This window comes from Methylobacterium sp. 4-46, assembly GCF_000019365.1.
Lineage (GTDB): Bacteria > Pseudomonadota > Alphaproteobacteria > Rhizobiales > Beijerinckiaceae > Methylobacterium.
In genome coordinates this window covers 1,628,625-1,648,162 of the sequence record NC_010511.1, presented here as the reverse complement: position 1 = coordinate 1,648,162, position 19,538 = coordinate 1,628,625, and the positions used below count along the sequence as shown (strand labels likewise).

Here is a 19,538-nt window from a genome sequence, read left to right as displayed (position 1 = left end):
CCTTCCCAGCTTGCCTCACGCCGTGAACTGGTGGAGCTAGGATCCAGACATGGCGCAGGAAACATTTCGAATCAGCTCCCACTTGAAGGACATCATCGGCCGTGACCTCGTGACGAACGAGTTCGTGGCACTATTCGAATTGGTAAAAAACTCGTTCGATGCAGGCGCAACCTCCGTTGACATCGAGTTCGATCCGAACAAGCGGTCGATCGCTGTAGTTGACAACGGGCGCGGCATGTCTGAGTCGGATGTGCGCGATAAATGGCTGTTCGTAGCCTACTCCGAGAAGGCACTCGTCGGTCGTAATGACTATCGCAACAAAATTCGCCCCGCAGGCCAATTTGCCGGGAGCAAGGGAATAGGCCGCTTTGCTTGCGATACACTTGGCAGAAAATTGGACCTGTACAGCCGCGTGCAGGGTAGCAGCGCAATTTCTAAGCTCGAAATCGATTGGCGCGACTTCGAAGGCGAGAGCACCAACGAGTTTCAGGAAGTAAGCGTATCACTTGGATGTTCGCAGTCGTTTCCGCCTCTGATGAATCCCTCCCCGCCCGAGAACAGCGGAACGGTGCTCTTGATCAAGGAAACACGGCAGGATTGGGACGAGGACAGCATACGTCGCCTCCGGCGGGACCTCGCCAAGCTAATCGATCCCTTCGGGACGACGAGCGAGGTGACGTTGTCGACATGGTTCGCCGACGGCTCCGGGGAGGAAATCGAGGGCGTCGACGGGCCCGTGGGCAACGAGATCGCGGAACTCCTGCGGGACAAGACCAGCCGGATCGAGGTTGTGATCGTCGACGGCTTTATTGACACTACGCTCTACGATCGCGGCCGGAAAATCTACGCGATCCGCGAGCCTTCCCTCTATCCGGAACTCGCGGCATGCCGGATAGAGGGGCAGGTGTTCTTCCTCAATCGGTCGGCCAAGCACACATTCACGCTCCGCATGGGAGTAAGGCCTATCGAGTTCGGGAGTGTCTTCCTCTTCTTGAATGGCTTCCGCATCCTTCCCATTGGTGAGGAGTTCGACGACACGTTTGGCTTGAACCGACGGAAGCAACAGGGACAGGCCCGTTATCTGGGCACCCGCGACATCATCGGCCGTGTAGACGTGACCGCCCCGCCCAAGATGTTTCGCGAGGTTTCGAGCCGGGACGCTGGGCTCGTGGACGACGCGAACCGCCGTGCGCTGTTTGAGGCTATCCGCCGGCACATGGTGTTCAAGCTCGAACGCTACGTCGTGGGTGTGAACTGGGCGGACAAGTCCGACCAAAATCGCGACACGCCGGAAGGGCTGGAGACTGACCACGCCCGTGAGCGCATTCTCACGATCGTGGGAAGTCTGGCGCGGACGAGAGACATCGAGATCCTCTATTTTGACGAAGATCTAGTCAGGGTATCCGAGGATCCCGATCAGGTCACCGATAACGCGCTCAGGGCGATGTCGGACGTCGCGGAGAGTCGCGGTGATGCGAAGCTGCTGGAGCAGGTCGAAGCGGCCCGGCGCAGGATCGCCGAGCTCAGGGCGCAACGGCAGGAAGCGCGCGAGGTCGCGCAGCGCGCGATTCAGGAACGGAACCGGGCTGACGCCCGCATCGCACGATTGGAACAGCAGGCGGCGTTCCTCGGCAGCAGCCGGGATCTGGACATTGAGCGAGTCCAACTCCTGATGCACCAAGCCACCATCCACGCGGGACACGTTCGCTCCGCGGTGGCGAACGCTGCCTACGAGATCAGGAACGTGCTGTCGCTGGCAGCGACGCAGGGCGAGCTGGACGATCCGGAAGAGATCGAGGACTTGCTCGCGTCGATCCGGCAGTCGGCCCGCCGGGTCTCCGCCTCCATTGCGGGTGCCACACTCTCGGGCGACCGCCTGGGTGCAGTGCTCTCCTTCGCGCCCAACATTCGGATCGACCTAAAAACTGACAAAGTGGAGGGCGACCTGCTTCAGTTCCTCGCCGAGTACTTCACAGTCCGGCTGGCTGGCGTCCCCGGCATGCCCGAGGCTGTCTTCCGAAATCCCGGATTGTCGCTGTTCCGCGAGTTCTCGCCCGTCGACATTGCCGTTCTCATCGACAACCTGCAGGACAACGCCCGCAAGCACCGAGCGTCCCGAATCGAGTTCGTGGCTGCGAGGAAGGGTGCCAATAGAGTGGTGATCAGGGTGTCTGACGACGGGGTCGGTATCAACGTGGACCGGATTGATCCCGCGAAAATCTTCGAGCGCGGCTACACGGGTTCGTCTAATGGGACCGGGCTAGGCCTCTACAGCGCCCGCCAAATTCTGCAGGAGATGGGCGGCTCGATTGATCTGATGGGGGACGGCAGCCGCGCCGACTTCGAGATCGTAATACCCGGGGAAGGGGAATGAACCTCGACTTCGGCATCCTCTGGATCGAGGACTCCTATAGCGCTGAGGAGGAGGCAAGTCTTAGGCGTCGTATACAGGACGCGGGCTTTATTGCCCGCATCGAGGTAATCCCGAACGGCAACGGAATCGAGGACTTGGGACGCAGGCACGCCCTCTTTCACTGCTTCGACCTGATTCTCCTCGACTACAAGTTGAGGAACGCCGACGGTGACGACCTCGCGCCGCGGGTGCGGCAGCTATTCCCATCGACCACCATACTGTTTTATTCGGGCAATGATGACGAGGACGGCCTAAGGAGCAAGATTGCCGCGAAGAGGGTCGAGGGCGTCTACTGCAGCCATCGGCAGCGGTTCATCGAACGCACAGGCGCGCTCATCGAACAGACGGCGAGAGCGCTCGACCGCCTTTCTGGCATGAGGGGGCTCGCCATGCGGGTCGTCGCAGAGTGCGACGCACTCATGAAGGATGCGGTCCGGGCCATGTCCGCGCGCGCGCCAATGTGCGAAGAGAAACTCAGCGAGCTAGATGGTGATGTTATCGCGCACCTCGGACTGATCAAGGAGCGGTACGAGGAGGCGAGCCGGGTCGATCTCGAGGCGCGCCTCGATACGTTTGCCGTGGACAGCGCAAAGCTGTTCAAGCACTTTCGCCGCCTGACTAAGTTGGCAGCTGCGAATCAGGCCGCCTTTGGGCTTGACAGCGATCAGATAGACCGCCTGCGCGAACTCCGCCGGGCGAGCGCGCAATTCGACGCCGACGTTCTCAGGAAGCGCAACGACCTCGGGCACGCGAGAGAGGTCGAAGGGGAGAACGGCTGGGTTCTAGAGGGAAGCGTCGGCATAAGAGTGGGGGACTTTCCTCGCATCCGTCAAGTGTTCGCGGGTTATATCGATGCGTTTCGGGAGATCGGGAGTCTGGTCGCCCCACGAGATCGGTAGTGCACGCAGCGTCTCTCCGAGCGCTTCGGCCAGCAGCGGCGGGACCGCATTGCCGACCTGAGTAAACTTCGGGCAGGCACCTTTCCGCTGCGGGCCACCCGTAGTGTAGGGCCCGCGAAACTCGAACCAGTCCGGAAATGACTGCAGGCGTGCATGTTCGCGGACGGTCATCGATCGGGGGCGCGCGTAGTGGACGAAGTCGTCTGGGAGCGTGCTGATCGTCGGCGCAGGCGCACCGGCGTCGAGCGGTGTCGTTGAACGCTTCGCTATACCGAGCCGGAGCCTGTCACCGGGCCGCAGGCATACGCCTCGTTCGCAAGTGTCGAGGATGTCCTGCATACGGCGAGTTGATGCGGCGCTGTGACGGGGCAGGCGCATGTCACTGGGCTGGTTATGGCATCCCAGTCTCATCAGCTCTTGATATGCACTGCTGATGCTCTCGGCCCTTCGGAGTTTTCTGAACCCAAATTTGCCCCACTCGTCATCGAGTTCCAGATCGTCGTCAACTTCGACCAGATCCGAGATGGCGGCTTCGGCTCCGGTGCTCTTGGGCCCGAGTTTTCTAGAAACCAGAAAGCTCTTTCTTGCCACGCGCAACCGTTGAAGCGGGTCCACGCCGGGCAAGGTGCCCTTGGGCGCCGCTAGTAGCACGAATCGCGGCCTGCGCTGGGGCACCCCCCAGTCTGCCGCCCTGAGCACGTCCGACCATGCCTGATAACCTAGCCGATCCAGCTCTCTCGTCACGTAATCGCTGTACGAGCCGCCGGTCCGGTGCTTCATCGACCGAAAGCCAACGACGTTCTCAAGCAACACCAACCTGGGTTGGACGGCTGCGACGTACTGCAGGTACACGTCGACCATAGCGCTGCGTGGGTCGTCCGGATGCCTCAGCCCGTTGGTGCTGAAGCCTTGGCAAGGGGGGCCGCCGGCCAGCAAGTCGACTTTTCCGCGCAGCCCGACGAGTTCCGCTCGGTGCGTCGTAAATAATTCTTCAGCTCTCCAGGCCCGCTTCTCAAGCCAGGAGGGCCACACATGCTGGTCTGGTCGAGCGTCCAGCAGGTTGTGCCGATATGTAGCAAACGCATCGGGATGCGCCTCGACGCTGAACAAGATTGAAAACCCCGCGGCACCCAGCCCCAGAGAGAGTCCGCCACAACCGGCGAAAAGGTCGATGCAGGTCGGTTTCACGGTGCCTCGGTATGTCGGAATGGTTTATATTTTCTAAACACTCGCGCGCCTTCCATGCACCAAAGCCGGACGCTCGGTATCCAAGCCATTGATCGGATCGGAGCTGGAACCAGAATCCGGCCGTACGCGGTTCGTGTATATTTCGCTTGGGCTGCATGTGCACTTCGGCACGCCGTGTAAATAAATGACAGCTCTCGACTGTAAGGGTGCACATGAATGTCTGGCGTTGGGCGCAAAGCTGCTGGAGCAGCTGCGCGACCAATGTCCAATTCTGAATCCGGAGGAGAGCGACCGGAATGGAAACGTCGAGCCGACGCCGCCAATCGAATTATGGAAGCTTATTTTCGGTTCTTGGCCGGGGGGTAGTGCCGGTTTCCGGTGCATAGGCTAACTAATACCGCCGCGCGTCCGCGTTGACGCGTTCTCAACGCAGGCCAGACCTCGGCGCAGCATGGTTCCTGCTGACGGATCAGGGCAAAGGCGCGCCGGTATAACGTCGTGATCGTTTCGGTTGCAACGATCACGGCTCTCGAGTTCTTGATGTGTCGTGCTCCCTTGCGTCCAAAAGGAATCCAATCTGCCTAGAAGCGCTCCAGCCAAATCTGACATCCTCTCACCAGGAATAAATCCCGAACCTGATGCTCTGCGGATCTTGAATATCGGGCATGGTGTTACAAGCATCTACTCTTGCTCGCCCGGCTAAACATCAAGGTAGATTGCCGGAATCTTCATCAGCTCGCGCCGCATTGCCGACATCTCGAACTCGCCGTACCGATCCGCGACCGTACGACTGCCGTGGCCCGTGATCGCGTTCACGATATCCGGTGCCAACCCATGCCGCCGTCCAAGCGTCTTCAACCGGTGCCGCCAGGAGTGGTTCGGAGCAAGGCGTTCATCCGTCAGACCAAGGCTGCGAACCCACCGGCCCAGCACCTTCGTGCCTGTGCCGCCTCGCTTGCCAAACTTATCCGGCTTCAGCTTAGGAAAAAGTGGTCCCGAGCCGACGCTCAGGACGTACTCAAGAAAGCCGCTCTCTAGTACAGCTTGATGCAAAGGCACCGCTCGCTCCGAGCTGGCCGTCTTCAACGGACCTGCCTCAGGATCGAACCTCATGCACCAGACGTCCTCGATCTGACACACGTCCTGGACCCGAAGCTGGCTTACCTCCGAGACCCGCGCGCCGGAGTAGGCGCACAGCCACGGGACCCATCGCAGAGCGGGATCCCTTTGTGTCAGTGCCGCTCTGAGGACGATCGCAGCCTCCTCGTCCGTGAAGCTGCGGATCGTCTCTGACGCCTTCCGCTTCACGTCCATGCTGATCCGCTCGGCCGGGTTGCTCGCCAGCCGCCGGTTGTCTGCAGCCCACTGGAAGATGGCGCGCAGCACCACCAGCTTGCCATCGCTGATCGTTTTCGGCGCCAGGCCCTTCGCGATCAGCGCCTCCTTCCAGCGTTGCACGTCGTCAGGCGTTACCCGTCCCGCGTCCTCGTGGTCGAGGAAGGAGACGAACTGCGTCATGACGCGCGTCCATTCGTAGAGCGTCTTCTCCGCTGGACGCTTCTCCGCCGCCCATCCCTTCACAAGTTCGCCAAAACTGACCGGCGGTCGAGCAGCAGCCACATGCAGGGGAGAGATCGGTGCGGTTACGACATCACTCAGCCGCACTCCATTGAACTCGCCTCGGGCATGTCGGGCCAGCGTGAGACTGGCCCGCTGAACTGCCGCGGCCACAGCCTTCGCAAGCCTCTCTCGGCTGATATCGTCGACGGTCAGCCCATGCTTCCCCAGCACCGTCCCGGCCGTCTGCACGCACCAGGTTTCCAACTCCCGGACGCGCCATTGATCCGGATTGATCCGGCCATTCACAAGCTCGCCAAGTAGCGTCTGCGCTCCAACCGGGGCAGGCGGCGCCCAGAGCTTGTCGGCGAGGCCGACAGGCCAGAAGCTTTGCTCGCTCGGGTTCGCGCGGTGGGTCTCCAACCACCAATCGTGGACCTTGCAGGCCAGCCCATGCGCCTCGACCTCGGTCAGGCTGCGTGGTCCCGACCGGAGGCCAGCCCACTGCTGCTCCAGCTTCAGGAGCTCCTCGGCGCACCGCTTCCTGGCCTCCGCCGGATCCTTCGTCTGCAGGCTGAGGGTCACCTCCCGCTTGCCTACGGCGGCCACGAGGTCGGCCGGTACGCGCTTGCGCAGCCAGTAGACACCGGAGCGGGGATGGAGCTGAGGCCGGGACATCGGGAGGACCATGTGTAGCACCGCTGTGTAGCACGCGGGCTCGCCTAACCACATGATCTGCTTGAAGCTTTTGGAGGCTCAACCACTTGGGGAGTGGTTGGTGCCCAGGAGAGGACTATACGCTCAAGCCTCCGCAGCATTGATTTACAAGGGTTTTTTGGCTCTGGCCGTTGCAGTTGTTGAACACCCACGTTGAACTCAATGCTGAGCTGGATGCAAGCCTCCTTCGCTATGAGTGCCCGCCAGCAATAGACGTCAGGTTCGCATGGGCCCGCTGGTAGCCCGTGGTGACGGTTTACCGACCCTCGCCCGAAATCAAAGGTGGGGAGGCTTCACGGTCCTGCTCTATGACGGTCTCGCTTTCGCCCGCTGAAAGCGGACGCTTCGGGGATAGCAATGTCGGAGAAAAGGCAGAGCGGTCCCATATCTCATAAGGCCCGGGAACGAGGCTGATGCCCGCAGCAAAGCTTCCAGTAGCACTGAACTTCGAACGTGTTTCATATGTCTCGGTCTCCGTATCGAAAAGCACCTCCTCCAACACCACCTCAAGGCCACAGATGGGATGGTTTGTTCCTGGTGCAGCAAGATTATCACCCACACCTATCAGTTTACCCCAAAGATAATGTTCGTTGCCTAAAGGTCCCTTGGGCGTATTGTACTTTGGGCTTTGCAGAAGCGCGCGCCACTCCTCATCAAGGTCTATCATCGACAGCACAGCTGAGCGCAAGTGCGCGGCAGTCTTAATAAGGTTTTTTCCTGCTGGTTCATGCAACTTACCAGCATTAGCGAAACCATGCTCAAATTGGTCACTCACATTCTTGGCGGCACGATGGCAATCTTTGTCGTCGTTAAACACTAATTTTACTCGTGCAGTATCATCAAGGTACTTTTCTAGGCTTAATCGGCCGCCCTGCTCATAACCCCACTGCAAGCCCAAATCTTCGGGGCGCATATTGTTCACCGAGGCGTAATGCCTCCAGCTGGCAGTCTTTAAAGCTTCGGCGCCCATAAACAAATGAGACATTGCGAGAAGTTCATGCCCTTGCTTCCAGTCCTTTAAAGCTTCACAATATTGCAAAATAGCCCGCGATAGACGGTCTTTTTCAACATGCCTATGATGAGCTTCAATAAATGCAGTCGCCAAACCAACATTTACAAATCGAGAACACAAACAGACCTGGTCTGGAGGCAGCAATCTTTGGAAGTAATCTCTTTCGGAGACTCCTGGCGTAACTTCATAGACGACTTCTGGCTCAATATAGGATACAAATGCATTGAAGAGAAAGCTTATGAGATTAGCGATGTCACGGCCAGCATTTGTAAAGCCCGATGCAGCTTCTTTAAGTTCTGGCGCTGGTCCGATAACGTCCAAACACATCTCGCCCGGAACTGCAGCCGCAAAGCCTCGTTCGCTGTAGCGCGTTGCGAACATCATTACGATTGGCGTGCCATCAAGCGAATAATTTACAGTCAGACACTCATCACGTCTAAATAAGACCGAAGCCGCACCCCGAGCAGATATATGGAATAGCTTCTGCATATGACCCTCGCTTTATAGGCTGCCCAACGACAACGTATATCAAATCACCACGAACCGCTGATGCCTGTACATTCTGCACACCCTAGGGAGTATACAGGCAGGTCAGAAGTCGGGGTTCTCATCATCAGGGTCACCAACGAAGCCAGCAAGCTCCTGATGCAAATCGTTCAGCTTCCTTCCGAAGTACGCTGCGAGTGCCATCGCAGCAATCTCAGGGTTCGTGGATAGCTTGTTCCCGAACGCCTTTTGTAGCCGGTCAGCATATTGGTCCGCCTGAGCCTGCTTCCATTGGTCAATATCGTCTTGCGGCATAGACGATGAATTGCCTTTGGCAGCGTTGAACGCTTGCCACCAGCGAGGATGATTGACCACATCTGCACCCAACTGCCTCTTGACCCTCCGCATGGTCGCGACTTGGGAGGATGCCACACCAGCGGCTGCTGCTGTATCGGCCTTGCTGTAAAGACCCATCAGAACAAGACGCCATGCATAGTTCTGACGCTCTTGAGAGTTCATGGATAGTTTGGCCTTTGAGTTGGCCTTGCCGCTCTCAAGGACAGCCTCATCCAGGGTGCCACCGAAGTACCTTACTGGGATACCTGCTGTCTTCTCAGCAGTCCTATATGCCTCATAACGGTGGTGACCATCGATGAGGTATATGTCACCTCCGACACGGATGACTGTCAGAGGCTCAAGCACGTCGAACGCTTTGATAGCCCGTACCAAATCGCTGATGTGCTTCTCACTGGTGCCACGCTGTTGAAAGAGGTTAGGCTCTAGCTTGATGCCATCCAGCGGAAGTTCTGATGGCATCGCCCTAGGCAGCACCTCAGCAGCAGCCTTCTCCTTCAACTTCTTCAGAATGGTGACAGCTTCAAGCTCCTGAACAGGTTCAGACGGGCTCACAGTAGCGTGCTCTGCCATTAACTCACTCATCACCGCAGCTCCTCCAGGGCCTTATGGAAGTCCTGGCGAGCGTTCTCTCGCTCCTGCCTGTCCTTCTCCTCAAGCCTCGCCATGTGCGTCCCTGCGCCCCCGAATGCCTCTGCGAGCCACTGCCCCATCACGACGATGGCCCGTGGCGGCACCTCCTTGTAGACGCGCTTCACCGACCCGCTCTCGTCGTCCCAGTAGGTCCCAACGTTCATGTCCGTGAGGCCTCGAGCCCTCCTGACAAGCTGCGCCCGGAAGCCAGCGTCAGACCGGAACCGTCTAGGCTCCGCCTCCAGCAGGAGGAACATGGCCAGTGCAGTCTCAACGACCGCCTTGGGCTCCACATCGGCCGCCAGCTTCAGCACCTCCTGCGCAGCACGTCGCTCGAATGCGTAGCCCACCTGTCCCCGATGGTAGCCGTCCACGATACGCTGAGCGTGGCTGACGATGGTGGCCCAGCGTGCCTCCAACTGCCCCCACAGGGGGCTCTCCTTGTTCTTCTCGACCCGACCCCTCACGAGGCGCCTGTACGAGCCCAGGACGGCCTCCGTGACTCCGACCTGGTCAATCGCCCCATGCCTGCGTAGGCGCGCCTTGTGGGCCTTACAGTAAAGGCTAAACCGTGACGCAGCCGGGGATGAACAACCCGGTGCGCGACACACTCTCGACATTCATACTCCTGAGATTAGTGACCGTCCCATGAGAGACAGTAAGGCAATTATATGAGCAGATGCGGGCAGAGTTATGGCGGATAGACGCTCGCGTAGCCTACTTATACCTATTGCACCGCATTGAGAGTCTTAATCTTCTCCAAAGCCCGAGACACTTGCATCGATGACCACTCACCGCCTCGTGCAGTCGGTATCCCGCGCTCGTTCAGAGCCCTGGCAATTGCTCCAAGCGATGTGACGCCGGCTGCCTTGAGTTCAGCAATCATGGGAGCGAGGTCAGCCGCCCGACCATTGGCCTTAAGCGTCCTGGCTGCCCTCCCAGCAGCCCGTGTGGCGTCAGGCATGACCACACCGCGGTCTCCTCCGAGCTTCGTCCCGCGGGCCTTGGCGGCTTGCAGCGCGGCCTTGGTGCGACTCGCAATCATGCCGGCCTCCAACTCAGCTACAGCAGCCATCTGCTGAAGTAGGAAGCGTCCCGTGGGGCCTTCAATCTCAGGAAGGTCACAGAACCTCACTTCAACACCAGCCTCCAGCAGACGATGAAGGAAGGCAGATGAACGAGTGAGGCGCGAGACATTGGCAACAATCAAGGGGATGCGGTGGAGGCGAGCAGTGGCAAGAGCACGCTCCAGTTCAGGGCGGTCACTCCTGCGGCCACTCTCCACCTCGACGAACTCGGCCTTGATTGTCCAGTCACCGCCATTGAGGTAGCGCCTGACAGCTTCCTTCTGCGCCTCCAGCCCAAGCCCAGAGGCGCCCTGCCGAGCCGTGCTGACGCGGTAGTAGGCCACGAAGCCACCCTGAGCCATCACACCCTCACACTCCAGTCAACGAGCGTTGACTATATTGATATAGACTCCTTGGCTGTGCGTCAAGGTCGAAGGCAAGTGGATAGCCAGTGCGCTCGCGAGCCGATATGATGCTGACCCATCGAATAAGAGCCAACGATGTTGTACGGCCCAGTAAGGCTCATGAGGCGACGAGATGTCCTGCGTGGCGTCGCAGCAAGTGCACCGTCATTAATCCTGCCGTCGCGAGTAGTCGCCCAAGTTAGCCGCAGCAAGCCCGCCAGGGTTGCTTTTCTAACGGCCTCTTCGTCCCGCCGCACCTATCTTCTGGCCGCTCTACGGCGTGGCCTTGCAGAAGCAGGCTATGTCGAGGGCGAGAACCTGCTGTTGGAAGCTCGCTTCGCGGAGAACCAACCTGACAAGATGCCGGCCCTCGTCGCTGAGCTATTGACTTGGCAGCCCGACGTAATCGTCGCCTCCGGAACTACAGCGGCCCTGGCCGTTCGCGAGGCAAGCTCTACAGTCGCTCTCGTCTTTGCCGCTGTTTCGACTCCCAAACTCCTAGGATTGTCCGACATCCGCCCTCGGCTTGGGCAAAGGTCTACCGGCCTTACATCGCAGAACACTGACCTGGTGGCGAAGCGAGTTGACCTCCTCAAGGAGTTGGTTCCCGGTTTACGGTACGCTGCGTTCGTCTATCATCGTGAGGACATCTCGAACGTAGCGAGTGCACGGTTGCTCATGTCAGGGGAGGTAACTTCGGGCCTCCAACTCAAAGTGCTCTCCTTCGGAGACGCTGATGAGGCGAAGCGGGTTCTGGAAGAAGCGAGAGCGAGCGGGGCAGAGGCGGCGCTTGTGGGATCGGGGCTTACTGTCGGCTTCTATGTCCCTATCGCTGATGTGGCGACACGATTGCGCCTGCCGACTTTGGCGAGTGAACGAAGCTACCCTGAGCAGGGCGGTCTCAGTTCCTACGCAACGAACTTCGCCGACCAGTTGCGACGGGCAGCCTTCTACGTGGATCGTATCCTCAAGGGAGCAGCGCCCGAGACTATGCCGATTGAGCAACCGACAAGCTTCGAGTTCATCATCAATATGCGAACGGCGCGCGCTCTCGGCATTGATGTCGCTCCCGCGCTCGTCGCCCGTGCCAGTGAGTTGATCGAGTGAGTGACGCCGCCTTGCACGCTCCCACTGATGCACCTGCTCGAATGCATCCCGACCGGCTGAAAGGCCGCCTTGCGCAACAAGGGGGTGCACCCACACGGTATCGCGCGAGGGGGGGCCACGGGGGACTTCAGGCCAACGCTCGTCTGTCGATGCCGTTTCAGGTATCTGCCAAGAACATTTGGACCCTCTAACTTCCCCGCTCGCTTGCTTGGGGGGCGGCAGCCTGGACCTCTGAACGGCCGTCTACGGTCAATCCTGACGACTTTAAAGGCCATCTAGTGGTGGGGGTGACTACCCTCCCCCATTAGATGCTCTTCTATAGCTCTCATCAACTCAGATGACTTAATCTCATCGACTAAGCGCCTGATTTCGGCCAGTTCCTCGGGAGACGCTGGGAGGGACATAGTGTCAGCCATGTCGGCTATCACTTCAGCCCGAGCTATCTCTCGGTTGATAGCTTCCTTGACAGCAGCATCTACAGGCCCTTCCTCATGCAGCATGTCCCAATAGATGGACATCAAATCTATGAGTCGATGAGCCAGATGCGTGAGTTTAGACGGGCTGAGATGCATCTTGATGTTGATTGCGCTACTTAAAACTTCGACCCAGGCCCGCAATGCGAGCCGGCTTAGATATGGTGGATAGCCACTCTGGTTCAACAACAGATTTAACAGTAAGGTCCGGTCAAGCTTCTGGAGAGATACTGTCCAGCCATTGCTTGAGCACCTTGGCCTGCCGCTCCCTGGCGCCCTTCAGCAGCTCGCTCAGGGCCTCCCGCTCCACGACAGTCATCATCAGGTGGCCGCCCTTACCGGTAGGAATGAAGCTGTAGCCCCAAGCGTCTTCGCTGAGGGCTTCCTGGCGGCGATGCCGAGCTGTGTCAGGGTGCCAGCCGATAGCCTGCCAGCGTCCTGTTCGACCAGCCAGAGGTGGCCCTGAGCGGCCACTGAGCGGACCCTGAAGGACTTCCTGAGCCCCTCGCTTCCCTCGGTAGCCATCCTTCTCTCGTTACGTGGAGGCTTATGCGAACGGGACGCCTCGCGCATGAGGACCAGCAGGGTGAAAGGAGGCCGCCCTTGAGGAGCGGCCTGAAGTTGAGGATGGGGTTGGGGGAACCCCCGAAGAGTCCTGCCGCGCTGCGGTCGCGACGCGGAGGAGCATCCACACCGTGTCATGCTGCGGGATGCTCCACTTGACCCGATGGGACTCCGCCTACATCAGCCGGTCCTGCTAGGGCGGGTGGGTTCTTGTCGTCGCATCCTGAGACATTGCGAATGGGTTGGCTGCGCACGCCATCAGGGCGCCCGACCTAGGCGTCGTATTGTGGCCGAGGTCCACTCCAGTCCGGCCAAGTCTCGACGTTCGCGCTACCGCACGCTTTGCATCGTAGGTGCCGGGCGACGTCCCTCACAGGCATAGTCGCAGGCCACCGGTCGAGCGGCATGGAGATGCTGTGGCCACATTTCATACAGTCGAGCCAGACACCGCACGCTTCAGTCTGGCGGGCCTGTTCGACTGTGAACCAAGCTTGATTGTTCATCATTCCTCTGTGGGCATCATCAGACTCAACGTGGCGGGGCACGGCTGGTTCGAGTGTACGATTGGTCTGAAAGGTAAGGCAGAGTACCCCGTGAGGACCGAACATTCTAGCCGGGCATCCATGCCTCTGCATTAAGACAAATCAATCCGCGCTGCCCGTACTCGCGGCAGAGACCCTCCGAAGGTCCGCTATGCCGCTGTCAGCGTCCCTTCGTCGAGAGCATATCGGGTGGCTCTTCAGAGTCGGAAGCGGTCCTTGCGAACGTCAAGCTTGCTGAGTTCACGCCCTAACACTTCGGAATAGGGATGCGGGACACAGCTTCGTGCATGGTCGCCAGCGTCACCGTGCCGTAAGCCTTGGCTACGCTCCCGGGTGCGTGTCCAACAATGGCATCGGCCACACTGTCCTCAATCCTGGCAGCCCGCGCGAGTGTCTTGAAGCGGTGCCTCCAGGCGTGTGACGGGTCTTTGCGGTGCTGCCGCCCAACCTGCAAGCCAAGCCCCTGCACCCACGTTGCTACGTTCTTGGCGACAATCTTGTGTGAAGGCTTCTTCGCGTCTGTCCTGCGCCTCACTGGGTTGTAGAACAGAGGCCCCTTCTTGCCCTTCACGAACTCCAAGAACCCAGCATCGATCACGCCAGGGTGGAGGGGGATGACGCGTTCCGAGTTCAGGTTCTTCAGCGACCCAGCCTCCGCCGTGATGCATAGGGCAGGAATGCCATCCTGAACTATCACGTCCTCTGCACGAAGCTGTGCCATCTCCCCCACGCGAGCCCCTGAAGCCGCACAAAGGAGCGGAAGCCAACGAATGTAGGGCCGCGTCTCCTTCGCGGCGGCCTGTAGGATCGCAGCAGCCTCGCCATCATCGAAGCCAAGCATCTGCTCGCCGGCCTGCATCTTCTGACGCACAGCCACGCCTGTCGCAGGGTTGGACCTGACACGAACGTTCTCAACGCCCCAGGTGAAGGCAACACGCAGGGCTGCGAGCTTACTGTCGTTGATCGTCTTCGGTGCGCCTCCCGCTGCCACGAGCGTATCCTTCCAGGCCACGACGTCAGCCTTCGTTACTCGCCCAGCATCGTCCTTGCCGATGAAGGCTAGGAATGCCTCACAGTGCTTGCGCCACTGATCGACCGTGCTCTGAGAAGGTTTCCGCTCCTTCGCCCACCCATCAAATAGGTCTAGAAGGCTGACGGCCGTGGCCTTACTTGATGATGTCTGGAAATCAGGAAAGCGACTCACGTCAGGGTCTGGCCTGTAGTCGCCTTGGGCATGTCTCATCAACACAAGCCCAGCCTGACGAAGCGCCGCTAGGAGCTCTTGATTGAGTCTCGCTCTGCTGTCTGCGTCGATGTTCAGCGCATGCTTAGCGAGAACCATGTCTGAGAAGCCACCAACTCGCTCCTCAATGCTTCTCGCCTGCTTCTCCTCGGCAGAGCCAATCATCAGCGCCGAGCGGCCATACTGACCGGACTCTGCCCGTAGATTATCGACCTCAACACGAAGCCACCGCTCAGGTGCCCCAGGATCGTCCTCCAGAGCCGTTTTCAATGCGGTGTAAGCCTCACCAGCCAGAGCCACCGTTTGCCTCTGTGTGAGTCTCTGTGGCCCTTCACGGACCGAACGCCAGACCTTCTCCAAGTACGCCACAGCGACAGCCTGCCGCGCCTTCGCAACCGCCGGGTCACGGGTGCGCAGTGACGTGCGAACGTCCGTGGCCTTGTCCGAGATGACGAGGTGCGCCTCCCCCTCCCCTATCGGGATGGAGAGCCTCATACCGCGCACCTTCGCGGCTACGTCCGCCGGGATGCGCTGAACCAGCTGGTGGAAGGAGGAGCCTGAACGCCTCATTGGGCGGGCCATCTGAAGGGGCATGTTGAACGCATCTGTTGAACAGTCAGATGCCAGCTAACCCATTCAGATTACAATGCTTGGGGAGGCTCAACCACTTAGCGAGTGGTTGGTGCCCAGGAGAGGACTGGACGTCTCTCCGGATAATGTCAATCAGATCAAGGCTTTAGCGAGTCCCTGAATACGTCGTGTGTAGCACGCCTGTGTGACACGCGGAATACCCCGCAGTTCGTTTCCGAGTTTCTCCTCTCGCACAGCCATTCTGCTGACGACCTGATCACGCCGTATCGCCGGACATGCCAGGCCCCTCACGGGCTCCGAGCCTCCACCGCTAATCAGGCGGGGTGGGGACCGCCGGATCAAGCGCCGAAGGGCATCGGCAACGAGGGTGAGGTTAGGCGGGAGCGTGACCGCGCGCGGGTCGTGCCAGCCCGCGCCATCCAGCACCAGGACAGCGTGGGTGTCGGACGGAAGGGCGGCGGCGAAGTCAGCCAGGAAGCGGTCCATGGCTTGAGTGCAGACGCGCGGCAGCACGAGGGCGAAGTCCTCACCGGTGGCGGGCCGCACGGCCGCGAAGATGTAGGCCGAAGCGAAGCGCTTGTCGCACAGCCCGGGCGGGCGCTGGCCACGGATCCACCAGCGATGACCGGTCCGGCCTTTCTGACCGACACGGGCCTCGTCCATGAACCAGAGTGCCAGTGTCTGGTCCGGATGGGCTGCGGCTGCCGCCGCTAGGGCGGTGCGAAGCCCCCTTTGGCGAAGGCGGCCGCGGCGCGGGCGTCCCGCTTGGGGTGAACGGGCCTGGCCTTCTGCTTCGACAGGCCGAGCCGACGCACGACCCGCGACATGGATTGCGGGCACATGGTCTTGTCGAACCGCTCCTCGATGAAGCGGCAGAGGTCTGGCAGAGTCCAGCTCGACGGCTCCCCTCGCTCGGGATCGGGCCCGACCAGGATCCGATGCACCAGCACCGCCTGCTCGCCCTCGCTGAGGATCTCTCGCCTGTGGCCGTGCGGACGATCCACCAGCCCGGCCAGCCCCGCGGCATTGAACCGGATCACTGCGTCGCGCAGGGCCTGCCGCTCCATCCCGGCCGCCCGGGCCGCGTCGGCGCGGCTCATGCCTTCCAGCGCGTTGGCCACGGCCAGGAGGCGCTGCATCGTGCGTCGGCGGGGCTCGCGCCGAGCCAAGCGACGCAACTCGGCGGGGCTCGCAAGGTCGGTGCCGATCGTTAGGCCCGGTCGTGCCATGGCGGCCTCCTGGTGCACGCGCAGCAGGCCAGCACGGACGCGCCTCACAACCAACTCACGTTCGAGTCACCGGCGAAGCGCGGCGGTATTAGAGCTCCTAACACAACTGCCCTTCGCGCCTGCTAACCAATTGAGATCGCAGGGGAGAGGACGGCTTGGATAGAGGCTCTTATATAGGCGGTCTGCATCGCTTGGCTCGTTCCCCCCTTGACATGGGGCCCCAGCCCGTAAGACAAATCATGAGCAGCATTACTCGAAAATATCCGCGAACATAATAAACTTGGCTGCGTGCATGTGGGCTGGCGTCTCTCTTGATTTTCCTCGTAGGCTTGATGCTTAAAACTCGCTTGCCGCCTGCATGGTCGAGGTAACTTCCAGGGCTGAGGCCGCAGACCCGAACGTTGAACGATCCGAGCCCACGACCGGAGCAACGACACCTCATTAGGATCTGGGTGATACTTTCGACCATGACCGGCCCAATGACGCCAGGGGAAAGCGGGTTGAGGTGTGCTCATCCGAGGCGGAATTTAATCAATGATAATGCGTAATTACACGCGGTACATCAACGTGCCCGGCCGATGAGCAAGTATAAGAAATTAACGGGAATGGATGAATAAGCCTACGAATTATCAAAATGAACGAATTAGTTATAGGACGCTAGCAATCTGCACGTCCGATTCAGGATAAGGGCGACGGGTCGGATCGGGCAATCCAGGGAGATGACACATGGCATCCTCGTCCGCAAAATTCAAACTAGAAAATAGGCTGCTGCTCGCAGTTCTAGCTATCGCATCATGCTGGCCGCTTAATGCGAGTGCAGCTTTGAGATGGACCACTCCACCAGGCCGCTACCCCCAATTGGAGGCTCGCTCAGACGAGCCCGAGAGCGATGCCAGCTTTAGAGCGCGCTGTCGGAACTTGGACAAGATAGATTTAAGAGTTGGAGCTGCGGAGCAGGTCGGCAATGGAAAGGGTGAAAATGTTAGACTTCGTATGAAGAGCGGGCACCACGTGGCTCGCCTACGAGGAGTGTCCGAGAGAAGTATCGATTACGAAATGACGCTTGGAACGGAGCTTGTGACAAGAGTCAAAAGCAGAGACCCAGTGTTCATCGTTTTACGCACAGGGTCGCCCATCCAATTGAGCGGATCTGTTGAGCGACCTACAACCTGGGGCGTTCGCGGCGCGCGGGGGGCTGTTGTACGGTTCTTGACAGCTTGCCGAAGACGGCCCGGATAGACCAAAACGACACTAATCTTAATGTTCAGCAATTACGCGCTTTAGCGGAACCTAGATGATGTAACGGGCGCGCTGAACACCTGACCGCTTGAGGTCGGGTGGTCGTCCCTCAGAATGTTGGTGATTGAAGTCAACGGCGTCAGGTTTGGGCCTGCGCCAAGCATCATCGAGGAACGGGCGTGGCCAGCGGCCTCGACCTGCTCGGCCTCCTCCAGACCGAGCAGGAGTTGGTCCTCGGGCAGGCTCTCGGCGCGGCGCCCGAAGCGGTGACGCTGCATGGCCTTGATGATCTGGCGCAACCGCTCGTTCTCGGCCCGCTCCTCGGCCAGCAGCGCCTTGAGCGTCTCGGGATCGTCGGGCGAGGGTGAAGCAGAGGCAGCCACGAAGCCGATTAGAGCAGATCCATCAGCTACTTACCAGCGTGGCGGACCTGCGCTCCCAGCTCTTTTTGTTTACCCTGCCACCCTCGGCACGGTCACCTTATGGGCCTCGTGCACGCGCTTCCAGTTCAGCCCTTCCAGGAGCGCGGAGAGCTGGGCCGCCGTGAGCCGCACGACGCCGTCCTCGATCCTGGGCCAGCAGAACTGGCCGGCCTCCAGACGCTTGGCCACGAGGACCACGCCACTCCCATCCCAGAACAGAAGCTTGACCCTGTCCGCTCGTTTCAAGCGGAACACGTAAACGGTGCCGGAGAACGGATCGGTGCCCAAGGCGTCGCGCACCAGCACGGCTAGCCCATCAGCGCCCTTGCGGAAGTCCACCGGCCGCGTCGCCAGCATGATGCGGACCACGCCGGAGGGCCCGATCATGCCGGGGCCTTCAGCGCCCGGATCACTGCCGCGATCTGAGCCTCGCTCGCCTCCGGCCCGACCCGCACCGTCGCGCCCGCCACCGCGATCTCGATCCCCGCGAAGGCGGCGCATCGAGGTGGACGGACGCTCGCCTCGACGTGCGCCAGTGCCGGCCGGTCCGGCACCAGCACGGCCGGCACGAACTGCAGCTCGGCCGTCATCGCCTGACGCGCCAAGCGCCGCCACGTGAACAGCTGCGAGGCGCTCAATCCATGCCGGCGTGCCACGGCGCTGATTGAGGTGTGGGACGCCTCACTCTCAGCGACGATGGCGGCCTTCTCCGCCTCTGACCACGTCCGCCGCCGTCCGGTCCCGGTGAACAGCTCCAGGCGCCGCACCGGCTCCGACATAGCCATACGCCCTGACATCGACATAGGACGGAGCTCCCCACCCGCTCCGTATCCCACGCTCAGCCGAGCGGCCGAAAGGTGCCTCCAAGACGACGATTACCTCCGAGCCGCCCTCGACCAATCGCAAGGAGCAGCGTGAGCAGGCGAAGCCCGGCCACGAGGCCGAAAGACAGAGGTCTCCTCATGTGAGGTCTCATGCCAACGGGCGTTGCAAATGACCGTTGGTTCCGCTTTCAAATTTTCGCCAAGCCAAAGGCTTGGCGACAATTGAGATCGATCAGCAGCCCGATGCGTCAGCATCTTGGCGCGTCGTTATCATAAGCTGAATGGCGTCGAGCCGCAGGCGCACATGGCTGACGTCACCACGCGCCTCGTCAAACTTCACTTGAACAGCCGTACCGATAATACTGCTGCCCTCGACCTGTCCGACCACGCAAGCCCTCAGCGCCGAAGCCTGAAAACACTTCCTTACGCCGGAAATGCCGCCAACGCACCTCTATTGGGTCTAATCATAGGGTGTATTTAGGCTCCACCCTAACTGGTCTTGACCGTATCGCTTGGCCGATATCGCTTGGCTCAGCCTCTCGGAGGCAATGTAATCTCTTCATCGCCACATCCG

At 60.1% G+C, this 19,538-nt stretch carries 15 protein-coding genes and 1 pseudogene; 3 read left to right on the top strand and 13 right to left on the bottom strand.

The features are described 5' to 3' along the window. Positions 1-49 precede the first annotated feature (49 nt). Both M446_RS07000 and M446_RS06995 read left to right on the top strand, forming a co-directional pair. Entirely contained in the window at positions 50-2,374 is a 2,325-nt protein-coding gene (locus M446_RS07000) for a sensor histidine kinase (protein WP_012331408.1), read from the top strand. Then, positions 2,371-3,312, top strand: a complete 942-nt coding sequence (locus M446_RS06995; protein WP_012331407.1) for a response regulator — start codon at positions 2,371-2,373, stop codon at positions 3,310-3,312. The genes M446_RS07000 and M446_RS06995 overlap by 4 nt, the downstream gene beginning before the upstream one ends. On the opposite strand, the gene M446_RS34935 is transcribed toward M446_RS06995, so the two are convergent. From M446_RS34935 to M446_RS34925, 6 genes are all read right to left on the bottom strand, one after another. Continuing rightward, positions 3,196-4,500, bottom strand: coding sequence for a DNA cytosine methyltransferase (locus tag M446_RS34935; RefSeq protein ID WP_012331406.1), 1,305 nt, complete (start codon positions 4,498-4,500; stop codon positions 3,196-3,198). The two genes, M446_RS06995 and M446_RS34935, sit on opposite strands and share 117 nt — an antisense overlap. Positions 4,501-5,199: 699 nt before the next feature. Then, complete coding sequence (locus tag M446_RS06990) at positions 5,200-6,747, bottom strand: DUF6538 domain-containing protein (protein WP_012331405.1); 1,548 nt, start codon at positions 6,745-6,747, stop codon at positions 5,200-5,202. A 283-nt stretch (positions 6,748-7,030) separates the two neighbouring features. Next, positions 7,031-8,275, bottom strand: coding sequence for a hypothetical protein (locus M446_RS36905; protein ID WP_012331404.1), 1,245 nt, complete (start codon positions 8,273-8,275; stop codon positions 7,031-7,033). A 102-nt stretch (positions 8,276-8,377) separates the two neighbouring features. Continuing rightward, positions 8,378-9,199 (bottom strand): ParB/RepB/Spo0J family partition protein, encoded by an 822-nt coding sequence (locus M446_RS34930; RefSeq protein ID WP_265576557.1) that lies wholly within the window; start codon positions 9,197-9,199, stop codon positions 8,378-8,380. A gap of 11 nt (positions 9,200-9,210) precedes the next feature. Further along, positions 9,211-9,726 carry a hypothetical protein gene (locus M446_RS06985; RefSeq protein WP_265576556.1) on the bottom strand — a complete coding sequence of 172 codons (516 nt, stop codon included), beginning with the start codon at positions 9,724-9,726 and terminating at the stop codon, positions 9,211-9,213. Positions 9,727-9,986: 260 nt separating this feature from the next. Further along, the gene (locus tag M446_RS34925) at positions 9,987-10,688 is read right to left on the bottom strand and encodes a recombinase family protein (protein ID WP_012331401.1); all 702 of its coding nucleotides are present in this window, start codon (positions 10,686-10,688) and stop codon (positions 9,987-9,989) included. A gap of 138 nt (positions 10,689-10,826) precedes the next feature. Here M446_RS34925 and M446_RS34920 point away from each other — a divergent pair, with 138 nt between their 5' ends. Then, positions 10,827-11,837, top strand: coding sequence for an ABC transporter substrate-binding protein (locus M446_RS34920; protein ID WP_012331400.1), 1,011 nt, complete (start codon positions 10,827-10,829; stop codon positions 11,835-11,837). A gap of 1,826 nt (positions 11,838-13,663) precedes the next feature. Here the strand turns inward: M446_RS34920 and M446_RS06975 are convergent. From M446_RS06975 to M446_RS38045, 7 genes and pseudogenes are all read right to left on the bottom strand, one after another. Beyond that, the gene (locus M446_RS06975; protein WP_012331397.1) at positions 13,664-15,253 is read right to left on the bottom strand and encodes a tyrosine-type recombinase/integrase; all 1,590 of its coding nucleotides are present in this window, start codon (positions 15,251-15,253) and stop codon (positions 13,664-13,666) included. A gap of 129 nt (positions 15,254-15,382) precedes the next feature. Continuing rightward, positions 15,383-15,913: a transposase gene (locus tag M446_RS36900; protein ID WP_012331396.1), complete on the bottom strand. Its 531-nt coding sequence runs from the start codon at positions 15,911-15,913 to the stop codon at positions 15,383-15,385. Positions 15,914-15,960: 47 nt separating this feature from the next. Beyond that, positions 15,961-16,479: a winged helix-turn-helix domain-containing protein gene (locus M446_RS06965; protein WP_012331395.1), complete on the bottom strand. Its 519-nt coding sequence runs from the start codon at positions 16,477-16,479 to the stop codon at positions 15,961-15,963. Between the two features lie 1,415 nt (positions 16,480-17,894). After that, positions 17,895-18,101, bottom strand: a pseudogene (locus tag M446_RS34915) (transposase domain-containing protein); the annotation flags it as partial. Positions 18,102-18,170: 69 nt separating this feature from the next. After that, positions 18,171-18,527, bottom strand: a complete 357-nt coding sequence (tnpB, locus tag M446_RS06955) for an IS66 family insertion sequence element accessory protein TnpB (RefSeq protein WP_012331393.1) — start codon at positions 18,525-18,527, stop codon at positions 18,171-18,173. After that, positions 18,524-18,919 (bottom strand): IS66-like element accessory protein TnpA, encoded by a 396-nt coding sequence (gene tnpA / locus M446_RS39645; protein WP_415926914.1) that lies wholly within the window; start codon positions 18,917-18,919, stop codon positions 18,524-18,526. Before tnpA ends, tnpB begins: the two co-directional genes overlap by 4 nt. Before the next feature lie 277 nt (positions 18,920-19,196). Then, positions 19,197-19,352 carry a hypothetical protein gene (locus tag M446_RS38045; protein ID WP_168169140.1) on the bottom strand — a complete coding sequence of 52 codons (156 nt, stop codon included), beginning with the start codon at positions 19,350-19,352 and terminating at the stop codon, positions 19,197-19,199. Positions 19,353-19,538 lie beyond the last annotated feature (186 nt).

Bases quoted from the DNA above. Each gene is read 5' to 3' on its own strand.
- M446_RS07000 (WP_012331408.1), top strand. From the start codon at position 50: ATGGCGCAGGAAACATTTCGAATCAGCTCCCACTTGAAGGACATCATC.
- M446_RS06995 (WP_012331407.1), top strand. From the start codon at position 2,371: ATGAACCTCGACTTCGGCATCCTCTGGATCGAGGACTCCTATAGCGCT.
- M446_RS06990 (WP_012331405.1), bottom strand. From the start codon at position 6,747: ATGGTCCTCCCGATGTCCCGGCCTCAGCTCCATCCCCGCTCCGGTGTC.
- M446_RS36905 (WP_012331404.1), bottom strand. From the start codon at position 8,275: ATGCAGAAGCTATTCCATATATCTGCTCGGGGTGCGGCTTCGGTCTTA.
- M446_RS34930 (WP_265576557.1), bottom strand. From the start codon at position 9,199: ATGGCAGAGCACGCTACTGTGAGCCCGTCTGAACCTGTTCAGGAGCTT.
- M446_RS34925 (WP_012331401.1), bottom strand. From the start codon at position 10,688: ATGGCTCAGGGTGGCTTCGTGGCCTACTACCGCGTCAGCACGGCTCGG.
- M446_RS34920 (WP_012331400.1), top strand. From the start codon at position 10,827: ATGTTGTACGGCCCAGTAAGGCTCATGAGGCGACGAGATGTCCTGCGT.
- M446_RS06975 (WP_012331397.1), bottom strand. From the start codon at position 15,253: ATGCCCCTTCAGATGGCCCGCCCAATGAGGCGTTCAGGCTCCTCCTTC.
- M446_RS36900 (WP_012331396.1), bottom strand. From the start codon at position 15,913: ATGGACGAGGCCCGTGTCGGTCAGAAAGGCCGGACCGGTCATCGCTGG.
- M446_RS06965 (WP_012331395.1), bottom strand. From the start codon at position 16,479: ATGGCACGACCGGGCCTAACGATCGGCACCGACCTTGCGAGCCCCGCC.
- tnpB (WP_012331393.1), bottom strand. From the start codon at position 18,527: ATGATCGGGCCCTCCGGCGTGGTCCGCATCATGCTGGCGACGCGGCCG.
- tnpA (WP_415926914.1), bottom strand. From the start codon at position 18,919: ATGTCGGAGCCGGTGCGGCGCCTGGAGCTGTTCACCGGGACCGGACGG.